Source organism: Trinickia sp. EG282A (assembly GCF_040965455.1).
GTDB lineage: Bacteria > Pseudomonadota > Gammaproteobacteria > Burkholderiales > Burkholderiaceae > Trinickia > Trinickia symbiotica.
Map to the genome: position 1 here is coordinate 23,555 of NZ_JBFRCC010000013.1, position 14,961 is coordinate 38,515.

General features: G+C 61.3%; 9 protein-coding genes and 1 pseudogene. 7 read left to right on the forward strand and 3 right to left on the reverse strand.

Annotated features, from left to right (window positions below; all coding sequences use genetic code 11):
- Positions 1–40: 40 nt before the first annotated feature.
- Positions 41–5,581 (reverse strand): AAA family ATPase, encoded by a 5,541-nt coding sequence (locus AB4Y31_RS31155; RefSeq protein WP_368677342.1) that lies wholly within the window; start codon positions 5,579–5,581, stop codon positions 41–43.
- A 446-nt stretch (positions 5,582–6,027) separates the two neighbouring features.
- Here AB4Y31_RS31155 and AB4Y31_RS31160 point away from each other — a divergent pair, with 446 nt between their 5' ends.
- Entirely contained in the window at positions 6,028–6,795 is a 768-nt protein-coding gene (locus AB4Y31_RS31160) for a GntR family transcriptional regulator (protein WP_368677343.1), read from the forward strand.
- Between the two features lie 108 nt (positions 6,796–6,903).
- On the opposite strand, the gene AB4Y31_RS31165 is transcribed toward AB4Y31_RS31160, so the two are convergent.
- Both AB4Y31_RS31165 and AB4Y31_RS31170 read right to left on the reverse strand, forming a co-directional pair.
- Entirely contained in the window at positions 6,904–7,236 is a 333-nt protein-coding gene (locus AB4Y31_RS31165) for a 4-oxalocrotonate tautomerase family protein (RefSeq protein WP_368677344.1), read from the reverse strand.
- A complete protein-coding gene (locus tag AB4Y31_RS31170; RefSeq protein ID WP_368677345.1) occupies positions 7,163–7,948 on the reverse strand; it encodes an SDR family NAD(P)-dependent oxidoreductase in 786 nt (261 codons plus the stop codon). Before AB4Y31_RS31170 ends, AB4Y31_RS31165 begins: the two co-directional genes overlap by 74 nt.
- Before the next feature lie 379 nt (positions 7,949–8,327).
- Here AB4Y31_RS31170 and AB4Y31_RS31175 point away from each other — a divergent pair, with 379 nt between their 5' ends.
- From AB4Y31_RS31175 to AB4Y31_RS31200, 6 genes and pseudogenes are all read left to right on the forward strand, one after another.
- On the forward strand, positions 8,328–10,409 hold the full coding sequence (locus AB4Y31_RS31175) for a hydantoinase/oxoprolinase family protein (RefSeq protein ID WP_368677346.1): 2,082 nt from the start codon (positions 8,328–8,330) through the stop codon (positions 10,407–10,409).
- Positions 10,410–10,497: 88 nt separating this feature from the next.
- Positions 10,498–12,150: a hydantoinase B/oxoprolinase family protein gene (locus AB4Y31_RS31180; RefSeq protein WP_368677350.1), complete on the forward strand. Its 1,653-nt coding sequence runs from the start codon at positions 10,498–10,500 to the stop codon at positions 12,148–12,150.
- Between the two features lie 13 nt (positions 12,151–12,163).
- Complete coding sequence (locus tag AB4Y31_RS31185) at positions 12,164–12,997, forward strand: sugar phosphate isomerase/epimerase family protein (protein ID WP_368677347.1); 834 nt, start codon at positions 12,164–12,166, stop codon at positions 12,995–12,997.
- A gap of 15 nt (positions 12,998–13,012) precedes the next feature.
- Entirely contained in the window at positions 13,013–13,492 is a 480-nt protein-coding gene (locus AB4Y31_RS31190; protein ID WP_368677348.1) for a RidA family protein, read from the forward strand.
- 288 nt (positions 13,493–13,780) lie between these two features.
- A complete protein-coding gene (locus AB4Y31_RS31195; protein ID WP_368677349.1) occupies positions 13,781–14,614 on the forward strand; it encodes a substrate-binding periplasmic protein in 834 nt (277 codons plus the stop codon).
- 132 nt (positions 14,615–14,746) lie between these two features.
- Positions 14,747–14,961: pseudogene (locus AB4Y31_RS31200) on the forward strand (amino acid ABC transporter ATP-binding protein); the annotation flags it as partial.

Sequence of the window (14,961 nt, forward strand, 5' to 3'; positions counted from 1 at the left end):
GCTCGCAGCGCTTCGCGCTTGCGCGCATGAGTCGTCAGCGCTATGCGCAGTCTGCGTGTGCCGGTAAGGTGAACTGAAAGACGGCGCCGCGAGGCACGCTTGCACTGGACGACAACGTGCCCCCGTGTGCTTCCACGATTGAGCGACAAATGGACAGTCCCATGCCCATTCCGCCGGCCTTAGTCGTGAAGAATGGCTCGAAGAGGCGGTCGGCGTTCCCCGATGCCACACCCGGCCCCGAATCGCGGACCGTGACAAGGACGCCGGTCTGCTCGTGTTGGCTTGTACCGATGAGGAGTTCTCGCGGTCCGTCATCAACGGCGGTCATTGCTTCGATGGCATTGATGATCAGGTTCATCACGACCTGCTGGAGCTGAACGCGGTCGCCGTCGACGAGCGGCAGGTCGTCCGCAAGCTGCGTCCGGACCGAGACGTTGTTCTTCTCGGCCTCGCCGCGCGTCATGGCAATGACCTCACCAATCGCCTCGTTGAGTTGCAGCGTCTCCTTGCACGTCGGGGCATTTTTGACGAGGCCACGAATTCGATTCATGACTTCGCTGGCGCGCGTTGCGTCCTTGATGATGTGGGCAAACGCCTGCCGGGCTTCCTCCAGATTGGGTGGCTGCGCGCTCAGCCAACGCAGGCCTGCCGCTGCATTGGTGGCGGCCGCACCGATCGGTTGCTTGACTTCATGAGCGATCGAGGCTGCGAGCTGCCCCATGGTCGTGACGCGGTTCGCATGCGCAAGCGCCATCTCCGCCTCAAGATATCGCCGCTCGCTATCGCGCGCTTCGGCTTCGGCCCGCTTGCGGTCGGTCAGATCAAGCACGAACGCGACGCCTTGGTGCCGGCTGTCTTCGAAGCTCGCCACACCGATCAACACGGGCACGCGGCTGCCATCCTTCCTCCAGTATTCCTTCTCGAACGGTTGCACAGTCCCCGTTGCCTGGAGTTCCGGGATCCAGTGTTGCCTGTCAAAATCGAGCCAGTCGGGCGGCGTCAGTTTCGTCCAACGCAAACGACCGTTGACGAGATCGTTGCGGTCGAATCCGACGATACTCAGGAACGCGTCATTGGCCTCCAGAATCTGCCCCTCGAGATCCCATATGAAAATCCCGACAATGTTGGCGTCGACAAGTCGCCGAATCTTCGCTTCACGTTCTGCGAGCTCGCGATACAAGCAAGCATTCTCCAGCGTAACCGCGGCCTGCGAGGCAAGCAACTTCAGCACCGCGATCCTGGCCGGTGCAAAAACGCCTGGAGCCAGATTGTTCTCGAGATACAGTGCGCCGATGAGCCTCGCCCGGCTGATCAAGGGCATGCACAGAATAGAGCGAACTTGACGAATACCGATGTATGGATCCGCCGCAAACGCAGCCTCTGCGGCTGCATCACGGATAATGACGCTCTCCCCGGTACGCAAGACATGGTGGAGAACCGTCTGCGGCAACGCCTGCGCGGCCGCAGGCTCGTCGCATAGTTCCACGACGACTGTGTCGGGACACGTCGTCGCGCGTGCCTCGATCCGCGGCTCGGCGCCATTCGACAAAACCAGCAGTCCGTTCTCTGCACCCGCCTGTTCGATTGCGGTGCGCATGAGCGCGTGGAGCAGTTTGTCCAGGACAATCTCACCCGAAACAGCCTGCGACACCTTGATTACCGTCCCAAGGTCGAGTCGATCGACCGGCGTCCCGATTGTACTCGTCGCATCGGGCAGAGATTCTTCCTTCTCGAGTTGCGGATACGCTTCTTCGAGTTGTCGCACCTTGCCGTCGGCTCCCCAGCGCAGATAGCAGTACCGGGCGTTGCGCAGGTACCCATGTGAAATGATATCGAAGCCTCGCGCAGCATGGAACCGCGCTGCAAGCTCGCTGGCGAGCGCCTCGTTGTTGGGAAAGTCGTTTGCGCGAGCCGAGCGGATTGCTTGCTCGTAGAGTCGTTCGGCGTCAAGCTCGCGCCCTTCGAGGCGGGCAATTTCCGCGTGCACGAGGGCCGCCCGGTTCTCGAAGTTCTCCGGACAGTTCCCCGCCCATACGGCAAGCTTTTCGTGGTGAACGGCGAGGGACGCCAAGTGTTGCTGCCGCTCGGCGGCTGTTGCGCCCTCGCAGCTTGCGGCCGAGGAGAGCGCGGCGTAGAAGTGGTACTCCGCTTCCTCGTAAAACGTTTCGGATGTCCAGAGCAGCTGTTGCGCCCTGGACGAGGCATCCATGGCAGCCGCATAGTCGCCGGCAAGATAGCGCCCCTGCAGTTTCCGGGTCCAGTACCAACATTCGGCGATCGCTAACGCCCGATTGCCAGATAGGTGCTGCTCGAACCGGCGCTCCTCGAACTGTCCGTCATCGAAGCACCCGAATTTCGACGTCAGGCCGCGAAGCGTGCGGATCAGTGCAAGCTGTGCCGTGATGATGTCGATCACGAGACCATATTGCGCGCTTTGCGCAAACGCGAGACCATGTTCAGCTTCGCGTTGCACCTCGACGAGCGGATTACCCGCGAAGAGAAGATCCGTGTTCAGGTTGTTGCACGCGTAGGCCGCATATTGGACGTCGCCCATCTTGTTCGCGGCTTCGAAAGCGCGACGCAACAGGTCGCGGCAGAAGCGCACATGTTTTGTCCAGCGCATCACAAAAGCGGCGAAGCACAAATAGGTGCTCGCCTCGAAGCGCTTCAACCCACGTCGTTCGACGAGTTCATAGCCGAGCTCGCCGAATCGAAATCCCGTGTCGTAGTTGCCGAAATACGGTCCTGCGATTTTGCCAAGCATCACGTAGGCGAAGCACGACGCATCGCAGTTGCCGCGCTCGAGACTCAAATTCACCGCTCTGCAGACGGTAACGGCAACCAGGTTTGCATCCGTAAAAACAGCCGGTGGCAACACCTTGTTCAGAACACCGACCGTTGCGAGCGAATCGGGATCGCTCATGAGCGGCAATTCGATGAGGCTCTCGATCGTTCGGTCCACAAGTCTGGACCAGATTTGCTCATACTCGCGCCGCGCCTCTTCCTGCGTCGGATGCGGTGACAAATCGATACCCACGTGCCGCAGGTAGTCGAGCGCAACGGCAACGGCTCGATCGCTGCGATCGAGTGTCGTGCACACGTCCATCTGCACGCATGCGACGCTCGCGCGCTCGACTGTATTTGTCGCGCGGTTGGAGAGCGCAGTCAAACGCTCGTCCGCGGCCACTAGCTCGCCGGTCAGGAACTCGCATTCCGCGCGTTCCAGCTCCAGCGCGAAGATAAGGTCGCGTTGGCGCTGCCAGCCATCGTCGCCCAGCAGCGCCGTGCCCACGACGAGGTGCTTGAGCGCCGAGACGTAGGCCGTCGAAGCTTTGGCACGCCGGCCTGCAATCAAATTGAACTCAGCGAGCCGTTCGCGCTCCTCACACGAAGTGATCAGGCGGACGGCGCGGTTCAGTTGACTGACGATCTCGAAGATCGACTCCTCCCGCTTCTCGGGAGGCGTCAGCGCAGCGAGCAGTCGTCCTATTCGAAGGTGCACCTCGCTGCGCAGTTCCTCCGGAATCAGCGAATAGGCGGCTTCCTGAACGCGATCATGAATGAACCGGTAAGCGCTCGCGAGGCGCTCGACTAATTCGTGATGGACGGCTGGCCATAGCACCGCGTGAACTTCTTTGTCGCTAATCCCGAGAACGATCGAAAGTGTGCCGATCTCGGCAATGTTTCCAACACAAGCCAGCTGCTGCAACGCTCGTTGCGTCTCGGCTGGCAGACGGCTCAACTTCGCAACCATGAGCTCGACAATGTTATCGGTGTATCGTTTCGCGTGAATCCGGTCGAGGTCCCAGGACCAGCGCGCCGCACCATGCTCGAAGGCGAGCATTCCCTCATCGGCCAGCGAAGACACGAACTGAATGGCGAAAAACGGATTGCCACCGGTTTTCGCATGTACCAGTTGCGCGAGCGGCGCGGCGCGCGCCGACTCGCAGCGAAGAGTGTCCGCGATCAGTTGCCCGAGATGCGCCGCGCCAAGTGGCACCAGCGTGATTTCGAGCACCGTCCCGCCAGCGGTCTTGATGGCTTCGAGCCTGCGCGTGAGCGGGTGCTCCGGGGTGACTTCGTTATTGCGATAGGCGCCGATCAACATGAGGTGCTGCAGATCCGACTGGGTCAGCAGAGCCTCGAGCAGATCGAGTGTCGCTGCGTCGAGCCATTGCAAGTCATCGAGAAAGAGCGCGAGAGGATGCTCCGGGCGGGCGAACACACCGATAAAGCGTCGGAACACGAGCTGGAAACGTCGATGTGCGTCCTGGGAAGGAAGCTCGGGAACCGGTGGCTGGTCTCCGATGATGAGCTTCAGCTCCGGGACGACATCGACCATGAGTTGCCCGTTCGGTCCAAGCGCCTCGAGCAGTGCGTCGCGCCAACCGCTAAGCTCGGCGTCGCTCATGCCTAGAAGCGGCCGCACGAGACTTTGAAAGGCCTGAGCAAGGGTCGAATACGGAATATCGCGCTTGTACTGATCGAACTTGCCCGCGGCGAAGAGCCCCCGCGACGGCGCCAGCACCTGATGCAGCTCGTTGACGACGGAGGACTTGCCAATCCCCGAATATCCGGACACGAGCACGAGCTCCGGAGTTCCATTTTGTGCGACGCGATCGAACGCGGCGAGCAGTGCCTCGACCTCGCGGGCTCGTCCGTACAGCTTCTCCGGAATCAGTAACCGGTCGGGCATATCCTGTTGCCCCACCGGAAAGTCCTCGATGCAACCGCGGGCTTCCCATTCGGCCAGGCACCGCCGCAAATCGCGCTCCACGCCAGCCGCCGTCTGGTAGCGCTCCTCGGCCGTTTTCGCGAGCAGTTTCATGACGATGGCTGAGACCGGTGCCGGGAGATTTTCTAACCGCTCGCTCGGCGGCACCGGCTTTCTCGCGATATGGCAGTGCACCCACTCCATGGGATCCGTTGCTGCGAATGGCAGGGAGCCGGTGAGCATCAGATACAGCGTGACGCCGAGCGCGTACAGATCGCTGCGGGCGTCGATCGAGCGGTTCATGCGGCCTGTCTGTTCGGGCGCCATGTAGGCGAGGGTGCCGGCAATGGTGCCGGGTGGTTCCGGCGCCTGTCGCTCGCGGGGCAGGCGCGATGCGATGCCGAACCCCGTCAGCCGGGTCTCCCCGTCCGCACAGTTCACGAGAATGTTGCCCGGCTTGACGTCCTTATGGACAAGGCCGCACTGGTGCGCCTTGCCGAGCGCGGTGACGACGCTGATGGCGAGGCGCAGGAAGTGCCCTGTTTCCATGGGCGCACCGATGAGCCGGCTGAGCGGCTCGCCGCCCGCGTCTTCGAGCAAGAGCAGCGTGAGACCGCCTTCGCGTATGAGTTCCAGCGGCCGCACCGCCCATGCGCTGTCCAACTCGCTTCTCAAGCCATATTCGTGCGCGAGACGGTCGAGAATGGCAGGCGTAGGATGCTCGGCGGCGGGCCGCATCGCCAGCGCCGAGGCGTAAGTGCCGTCGGCATTTCGGCGGCGTATCCGGTAGCAGATACGTTCGCCGTCGTCCCACAAAAACCGGGAGCTTCCAATCTCAGGCGCGGCGAACCAAGAAGACTGGGTCAAGCTTCTCGCCTCCACGTCGAGCCTATTGGCCGCTGTCTGGCCGCGCAGCTGTTTCGCGTTGCGTCGGGAGGACAGACCGTTCTGCAACTAAGTCTGCCACAGATGCAAGCGGCCTGACGATGCGAGTTTTCGTTTGACTTGATCGGATCGGGGGAACGCTAGTTATCGGGTTCTGTGGCGCCGAAAGCTAGCTGTCAAAGCTAGATCGAAATGTCGTAGCAGGGTGCGGCGAAATAGAAATGTCGCAGTCCCGATGAAATGTCCGAGTTTGGGTTGGTCGTCAAATTTTCGTTGACACTGTCGTCATTTTGTCGACAATAGACCTTGTGGGTGGCGTCCGAGTTGTCGTGCTCGCTCCGTTTCCGCGGTGCTCCAAGCTGTCGGCGCAGGCGCGTATCCGGCGCGTAATATGTCACATCGCGGGCAACACTCCTCAGGAACGCAAAATGGCGAAGTCATCAGTCGAACCGCAGGTAGGCAAGGAAACCGGCGCCGCACGCGTCTATACGATGCTGCGCAACGAAATTCTTACGATGAAGCTCGCGCCAGGCGTTGCGCTGGATGAAGTCGGGCTGGCGGAACGTTTCGATATGTCCCGCTCGCCGGTTCGCGAAGCCCTGGTGCGACTTTCGGCCGACGGTCTGGTCACGACTCTCGCAAATCGCAGCACCGTTGTGACGCCGATGGACTTTGCGCGTGTTCCAGAGTTTCTGGATGCCCTCGATTTGCTGCAGAGAGTCACCACACGTCTCGCCGCGTTGAATCGAACCGCGGCCGATCTCGCCGTGATCCGGCAGGCGCAAAAGACCTACGAAAAAGGTGCGGCAATTACCATTAAGACGGGCAACAGTTTGCCAATGATCGAGTCCAATTACGACTTCCACATGGCAATAGCCAAGGCCGGGCGGAACACCTACTTTGCCGAGCTTTACCGTCGCTTGCTAGATGAGGGACGGCGGATGCTGCACCTGCATTACCAGTTTCAGGCGCTGGATCCGGACATCAATCCTAAAAAGATGGCGAGCGATCATACCGAGATCGTTGATGCGATCGAGCGTGGCGATGCCGACAAAGCGGAAGAGTACGCACATCGCCACGCCGTGCAGTTCAAGGGGAGATTCATGCAGTTCATGGACCGTAATCTCACCGCCAACGTTCCTCTGACCTACGCCCTGTCGTCTCAGGAAGAGCCTGCGTCGACGCAAAGCAATTGACCGAAGCGGCGCCCGGTTCAGGGCGGCGCGTTTGCACGATCGGATAGTGGATTCTTCGTAGGCCGACTCGGGCCAAATGCGGCTAGCGTCGCCGAGCGTGGCATCGACTCACCGAATTACAGGGGGGATCGAGGCGGGCTCGGCGAGCTTTCCGCCGACGGCCCACAGCGACCGCTCAACTTCGGTAATTACCAGTTGAACATCGGACACAGGGCATTTCGCAATACGCGCTGTCTCACGAGTGAGCACGTCAGCGAGTTCCGCTTTTTGCGCCTGCGTTCTTCCCGTCAGCATCTCGAGTCGAATAATCGGCATGTGTGTTCCTTTCTGAATTTGCAGATTGATTGAAGCGTCGGTAAGCCGGCCATCAGGCCGGCTGCGATGCGTATGCGAGGTACGCCGAGCGTACAAGCCAGCCGCAGTCGATCGGCAACGTGGCACCTGTGATCGCGGATGCCTCGGACGAGCAGAGGAAAAAAATCGTGTCGGCCACTTCCGACGGCTTGACGAACCGCTTCAGTGCCGACTTCTCGATGACTGCATCAGGATCTCGCTCACCACTGTCGATGCGTGCCTGCATGGCGGGTGTCAACGTGTACCCGGGCGCCACTGCGTTGACGCGTACGCCGCTTGGACCCCATTCGGCCGCCATGACCTCGGTCAGCATCTTCAAGCCCGCTTTGCCGATTGCATAGCCGATTTGTGCAGACGGACGGTAGGTGGTCATCGAACAGAGATTGATGATCGCCCCGCGGCCGGCGTTGCACATGGCGCCGCCGAACGCTCGCGAGACGAGCAGCGTGCCCCGTACATTGATGTCGTAGAGTCGATCGATTTCCGCTACATCGGCTTCGAGCAGCCGCACCGCGTTCTGCAGAATGCCGCCCGAATTCACCAGCGCATCCGGTACGCCGTACTGTTCAATCACCGCGGTCGCGAAGATACGCACGTCGTCTTCATGCGAGACATCGACTGACAGGTAGTCGGCACTGGCGCCGCTCCGTTGCATGTCCTTCACGACAGCCTTGCCGCGTTCGTCGTTCACGTCCGCGATCACCACGTGAAATCCGCCTTGCCCAAAACGCCGCGCGGCGGCTTCGCCGATACCGCTGGCGCCGCCTGTCACTACCGCCAACTTCCGCACTTCGTTCATCGAGTGACCTCGGTATGTTGAGCCGCCAGATCGACTTCTAAAAGTCGACCCAATGTCGACAGATGCTTGCATTTCGACGCCTGCATGTCAAGCAACGGCGCGTCGAGTAGCGATTTTTTCGGCTAGGGTTTTTCCTTAAAGATCGCTCAGAGGGCTTATCCAGAAAGGAAGCGGGTCGAGAAGCTTCGGCCGAAGATTCTTTTTCGCGTTGACATTGTCGTCATTTGGTCGACAATGCGTGCACCGGGAGACGACGTTGACGGGCACCTCATGTTTCGGCGCCCGGCGAACCTGACCATGCTGTGGACAAGGTCCCGGCCTCAGGCAGTCGCCCACTCGCTGGCAGCATCGGCATCGCAATCTCTGAACGGACGAAACTATGGCAAGCGCACGCATCGGCGTTGATATCGGTGGGACGTTCACCGATCTCGTACTTCTCGACGACCAAGGACGGGTCACCTTCACCAAGGTCTCCTCTACTCCGGCCGCGCCGGAAGAGGCGGTTCTGACCGGCATCGACCGGATCCTCGAGCAGGCGGGGTTGAAGACGTCGGATGTCGAGGAAGTGCTTCATGGCACGACGGTCGGCTCCAACACGATGCTTCAGAAGGTGGGAGCGAAGTGCGGCCTCATCACGACGAAGGGGTTTCGCGATGTTCTCGAAATCGGCCGCGTACGCACGCCGTCGATGTTCGATCTCACGTGGGACAAGCCCGTGCCGCTCGCGGAGCGCCGCTACCGGCTCGAGGTCAACGAGCGGGTGACCGCGTCAGGCGAGGTGCTCGTTCCAATCTCGGCCGATGAAATCGTAAGTGCTGGTGAATTCTTCCGCAGCGAGGGCGTGGAGTCCGTCGCGATCTGCTTCCTGAACTCCTACAAGAACGGCGCCAACGAGGCGGTCGCGCTCGAGGCGTTCCAGAAGGCGTTTCCGGAAATCAGCGTAACGGCGTCGATTTCCGTCTTGCCTGAAATGCGCGAGTACGAACGCACTTCGACCACGGTCGTCAACGCATACGTGCTGCCGGCGCTGCGCACCTACCTGCAGCGTCTGGACTCAGGACTGAAGCGGATCGGCGTCAACGCGCCGCTCCTGGTGAGCAATTCGAACGGAGGGCTGTCGAGCGCGCGCGTCGCACAGGAAACGCCGGTTTTCTTCATTTCCTCCGGCCGTTCGGCCGGGGTCGTGGGCGCGGGCAGGCTGGGCGAAGCGCTCGACAACAAGGAACTCGTGGTCTTCGACATGGGCGGTACGACGGCGTCCGCATCGCTCATTCACGAGGGGCAACTCGCACGGACCAACGAATACGAGTTCCGCGCGGGCATTTCCACGCCGAGCCGGTTCATCAAAGCGGGCGGCTACATGATGCGTGTGCCGACGATCGATGTCGCCGAAGTGGGCAGCGGTGCGGGCTCGATCGCCTGGATCGACGCCGGCGGCTTGCTGAGTGTCGGCCCCGTATCGGCCGGCGCGTTTCCAGGACCCGTCTGCTATGGCATCGGTGGCGAGCGCCCGACCGTCACCGATGCGAACGCGGTACTTGGCTTCCTCCCGCAAAGCCTCGCGGGCGGCACTATGGAGCTCAAGCTCGATGCGGCGCGCAGTGCCATCGATTCACTGCTCGCGAAGCCGCTCGGCATCGGCGTAGAGGAGGCCGCGGTCGGCATTCGCGAGGTCGTGAACGTCAACATGGCACGTACGATCAAGGCGGTCACGGTTGAACGCGGCGTCGATCCGCGCGATTTCACGTTGGTCGCGTTCGGCGGTTCCGGCCCGGTTCACGCATGCGATCTCGCCCGCGCGCTGGATATGCGGCAGGTGGTGTTCCCGGCGGCGCCGGGCGTGTTCACAGCGATGGGCATGCTGGCGGGCGCGGTCGAGCGCTACTTCGTGCGTCCGTCGCTCCACCTTCTCGACAGCCTCGATATCGCCGAGCTCTCAAGCACCGTCGAGCAGATGCGTGACGACGCCCGCAAGGCGCTCGCCTACGAAGGCTATCCGGAAGACCGCATCGAGTTTGTCTTTGACCTCGATATGCGTTTCCGTGGACAGGATTACGAAATTCCCGTGCGCGTCCCAGCGACGATCGACGAATCGGCCCGCGAGGCACTTCGCGACGGGTTCCTTTCCGCCTACACGGCGATGTACGGCTACGCGTCCAAAGACGCCATCGAGTGCGCAAACCTGCGCCTGCTTGCACGCGGCGTCGCATCGAAGACGCTGGATTTCCGCGACATTCGCGGGGCTCAATCGGCACAAGCCGAAACGGCCCGAAGCACCCGCAAGGTGTACTTCGATCGCAAGACCGGCTGGGTCGATACGCCGATCATGTCGCGCGCCCTTTTGGACAAGGAGCTGATCGGGCCGGTCATTCTCGAGAGCGCCGACACCACGATCGTGATCCCGCCCGGCTGGCGCGTGAGCGCCGACCCGCTCGGCTGCGTCATCGCGACGATCGCCTGACTACACTGGAGCAAACATGACCCAACGCAACGTCGACCCGATCACCTTTGCGGTCGTAAAAAACGCGCTCGATACGATCGTCGATGACATGGCGTTTGCCGTGATGCGCACAGCGCGATCGCCGATCATTCGTGATGTACTCGACTATTCGGTCACCCTGTGTGACGCGGCTGGGCGCATCCTCGCGCAGGCCAAAACCGTTGCGCTTCACCTCGGTGCCGTTCCCGATGCCGTTGATATCGTCATCAGCAAGTTCGCAGCGACTTGCAAGCCGGGCGACGTGATCATCCTGAACGATCCGTACGAAGGCGGCATGCACCTGCCGGACATCTTCATGTTCAAGCCGATCTTCTTCGAGACCCGGCTGCAGGGCTTCGCTGTCGTCATCGCGCACCACTGCGACGTGGGCGGCCGCGTGCCGGGTTCGAACGCCGCTGATTCGACCGAAATCTTTCAGGAAGGTCTGCGCATTCCACCGACGAAGCTGTACGTGGGCGGCGAGCAGAACGAGACCCTCGTCAACATTATTCGGAAGAACGTGCGCCTGCCGGATCTCGTCCTCGGCGATCTCGAGGCGCAACTGGCTACATGTAACATCGGCGAGCGCGAACTGCTGCGCATGATGGATCGCTATGGCGAGGACAACCTGCGCCTCTACTTCGACGAGCTGCTCGACTACGGTGAGCGGTTGACCCGCAAGGCGATCGAGGCGTGGCCGGACGGCACTTACGAATTCACCGACTATATCGACAACGACGGCTTCACCAGCGATGCCATTCCGATCAAATGTGCGATCACGGTGAAGGGCTCGAGCCTGTCCGTCGATTTCGCCGGGTCTTCCCCGCAGGTGCGCGGTGCGATCAACTCGACACTATCGTTCGTGAAATCGGCGACCTATCTGAGTGTCCGTTGCGTGCTGGACGCCGACGTTCCGAACAATGCAGGCGTGTACCGATGCATCGACATCACGGCGCCGGAAGGTTCGATTCTCAACCCGCGGCTTCCCGCGCCGGTCGCGGCACGCGCCTTGACCGGCTACCGTGTGGTCGACACGGTCTTCGGCGCGCTCGCACAGATTGCGCCGAAGAAGGTGATGGCGGCGGGCGAGGGCGGCAACACGGTCATCGCGCTGAGCGGCTACGACACGGACGCCGCCGAGCCTTTCATCCTCGTCGACATGATCAACGGCGCGTGGGGCGGCCGATCGAATAAGGACGGCGTGGAGGGCGTGACGAACCCGTCGCAGAACATGTCAAACATGCCGATCGAAACGCTGGAATCGCGTTACCCGATCCTGATGGAAGAGTACGGATTCAGGAATGATTCAGGCGGTGCTGGTCGATATCGCGGCGGGCTGGGGCTCGTTCGTCAGTACCGGATTCTCGCGAAGCGGGTGGTTGCGCAGGTTCGCTCCGACCGAGCGGATCACGCTCCCTATGGACTGTTCGGTGGTGCTGCCGGCGCGCCGTCGCGCAACATCCTCAATCCCGAGACGACGGCGGAAGCCGCACCCAGCAAATTCACGATGGAACTGACCGAAGGGGCGGTGATCCGTCATGAACAGGCGGGCGGCGGTGGCTACGGCAATCCCCTCGAGCGTGACCTCGAACTGATCGAGCGCGACCTGCTCGATGGAAAGGTGACCCCGACATTTGCCGAGCAGTACCACGGCGTGGTGATCGACCGGGCCGGCGGGGTCGACCGCAAGGCCTCCGAACGCAAGCGTCAGGCGCACGTTTGAAGGAGATCGGGTCATGACGTTCGACCTCTCGCGCTTCGCGATCAACCAGATCACCACGCCGGCGTGGTCAATGGCCGAGGCCATCGAGGGCTACGCCCGTCATGGCGTGCACGGCATTGCCGTTTGGCGAAAATATCTCGAAGATTTTGGCGTCAAGCAAACGCGTCAGGCGCTGCGCGCGCATGACATGTGGGTCGCAAGCCTCTGCACGAGCGAGTGGCTCAACGTGGAGACGTCAGAAGCGTTTCGCAAGGCCATCGACACGAACCGCCGGCTGCTCGATCACGCGGCGGAGATAGAAGCTCCCTGCCTGATGATGGTGGTCGGTGGCGTTACGCGCGACAAAGACCTGGCCGCGCAGCGGGGGCGCGTGCGCGAAGCGCTGTTCGACCTCGCGCCTTACGCGAAAGAGCGTGGGGTGCGACTGGGGCTTGAGCCGTTGCATCCGATGTACGCGGGCGACCGCAGCGTGCTGAATTGCATTCGTCAGGCCAACGATCTATGCGACGAACTAGGCGACGGTGCTGCGCTCGTGCCTGACGTGTATCACTGCTGGTGGGATCCGGAATTCGAAACCGAATTGAAAAGAGCAGGCGCGGCGCGTATTCCGACCTTTCACTACTGCGACTGGCTCGTGCCCACACGCAATCTTCGGGATCGCGGCATGGTCGGCGACGGCGTCATCGACATTCCTCGCATTCGCCGTTGGCTCGATGAGATTGCCTACGACGGCCCGTTCGAACTCGAAATCTTCTCCGAACTCGACTGGTGGCACCGCGACCCGAACGAGACGGTTCGCGTTGCTATCGAGCGCTGTGGGCCGCTTGTCGGCCCGCGCGTTTCCTAACCGACTGAGGTTGACATGAACTCCATCGAACAGCGCCTAGCCGAACTGGGTTTCACCTTGCCGGAGAGCCCCACGCCGCGCGCCAACTACGTGCCTTATAGGGTGGTTGGGAATCTGTTGTTCATCGCGGGCCAGATACCCACCGCCGATGGACAGGACAAGTTTGTCGGCAAGGTCGGACACGATCTTACCGTCGAAGACGGGCAAAGAGCTGCGCAGCTCTGCGCACTCAACATGCTGTCGCAGGTTCGAACCGCGCTGGGCGGCAGTTTCGATCGCCTGATCAGTTGCGTGCGACTCGGCGGATTCGTCAATTGCCATCCGGACTTCGGACAGCAACCGCAGGTCATCAACGGCGCCTCCGATCTGATCGTTCATGCGCTCGGGGATGCCGGTCGTCACACGCGCTTCGCGGTGGGCGCGATCTCGTTGCCTCGTAACGTGGCGGTCGAGATCGACGGCATGTTCGAAGTGAAACCCTCGCTCGGCTTATGAGTGAATCGGCTGTTTTCATCAACACAGGCCATGGCGCTTCATCACCATAAACGATGAAGTGCAACGGAGTTCGACACGTGTTCGAGAGGTGCGTGCCGCAGTGATCGCCGTTGCAGGATCAGCGCGGAACAGGGCAAACGGAAAGACTGGATCTCGGGGGAAACGCTTGTTGACATCTTAAATTTTGGTCTCCTAGTATGTGCGTAGCGTTGTACACAACGTTGTATCCAACAGAAAGCGCTGTTGGTCCAGATCGGTCCTGGTGACCCCCTTAAGCGAGAGGTTGAAATGGTTCGGACGACAAATTTCATGCGGCACGCGCTGGTGTGTGCCGTTTCCCTGTCCTGGCTGCTGTTCAGCGCGCCTTCGCAGGCGCAGGACGCATCGACCTGGCAAAGTGTGCGACAGGCCGGCGTGCTTCGCTGCGGCGCCGCCACTTCGCCGCCGTACACCATTCGCGATCCGAGGACCGGCGACTACAGCGGCCTGTTTCCGGATCTATGCAAGGCGTTCGGTGAGAAGGTTCTGCATGTGAAGGTTCAGTTCGTGGATACGACCTGGGATAACATCGTGGCCGGCCTCCAATCGGACAAGTGGGACCTGTCGCTCTCGCTCAACGATACGCCGGAACGCGAAAAGGCGATTTCCTTCTCGAAGTCGGCGATCGACTACAACGTCACGCTGACGTACAACAAGAACAACCCGAAGCTGCCGAAACCCATCCACTCGATCGCCGACATCGACAAGCCGGGCGTGATCGTGACGGTGATGTCGGGAACGGTGCAGGACAAAACGATCTCGGGCGAACTGAAGCATGCGCAGGTTATGCGCTTGCCGGGCTTTGACGAGACGCGGCTCGCGCTCATGTCCAAGCGTGCCGATATGCTCGCCGACGACAACATGACGAACCGTCTCCTGACCGAAGCGCATCCGGACTGGGCGGTTGCCTTCTATCCGAATCCGCCGCTCGCGCAGCAGGGCATCTGCTTTGGCGTGCGCAAAGACACGCCGGCGGCGGATATCGCGGTCTTGAACAAGTTCATCGACGATGAGAAGAAGAACGGTGATCTCGATCGCTTTGTCAAGGCGTCGATCAAGGCGACGCTCGCCGATTCGAAGTAAACAACGCAGGTTGGTGGCGTGCCGCTTACCCCGCACGCCAGAGTTAAGAGTCCGACTCGGGGTCCACAAGCCGCGTTGCCCGAGTCGGCTCGATCAGGAGCGATCCTCTGCGCTCCGCTGGAGGACTTCCTCGTGTTGAAATCGCAGATGACAGTGGTCGAAATCCCCCGGCAGGCGGCCGATCCGGTCAGCACCGTGAGCGGCGGCGATTTCGTCCAGCTTCGGGATGTGTACAAGTCCTACGGCGAGAACCTGGTCGTGATGGACCACATGAACCTGGAGATGCGGGCGGACGACCGGCTCGTCGTGATCGGGCCGAGCGGCAGCGGCAAGAGCTCGTTGCTACG

Excerpts from the sequence above, each read along its gene's own strand:
- AB4Y31_RS31185 (WP_368677347.1), top strand. The coding sequence starts at position 12,164 with ATGACGTTCGACCTCTCGCGCTTCGCGATCAACCAGATCACCACGCCG.
- AB4Y31_RS31180 (WP_368677350.1), top strand. The coding sequence starts at position 10,498 with ATGGCGTTTGCCGTGATGCGCACAGCGCGATCGCCGATCATTCGTGAT.
- AB4Y31_RS31190 (WP_368677348.1), top strand. The coding sequence starts at position 13,013 with ATGAACTCCATCGAACAGCGCCTAGCCGAACTGGGTTTCACCTTGCCG.
- AB4Y31_RS31160 (WP_368677343.1), top strand. The coding sequence starts at position 6,028 with ATGGCGAAGTCATCAGTCGAACCGCAGGTAGGCAAGGAAACCGGCGCC.
- AB4Y31_RS31175 (WP_368677346.1), top strand. The coding sequence starts at position 8,328 with ATGGCAAGCGCACGCATCGGCGTTGATATCGGTGGGACGTTCACCGAT.
- AB4Y31_RS31195 (WP_368677349.1), top strand. The coding sequence starts at position 13,781 with ATGGTTCGGACGACAAATTTCATGCGGCACGCGCTGGTGTGTGCCGTT.
- AB4Y31_RS31170 (WP_368677345.1), bottom strand. The coding sequence starts at position 7,948 with ATGAACGAAGTGCGGAAGTTGGCGGTAGTGACAGGCGGCGCCAGCGGT.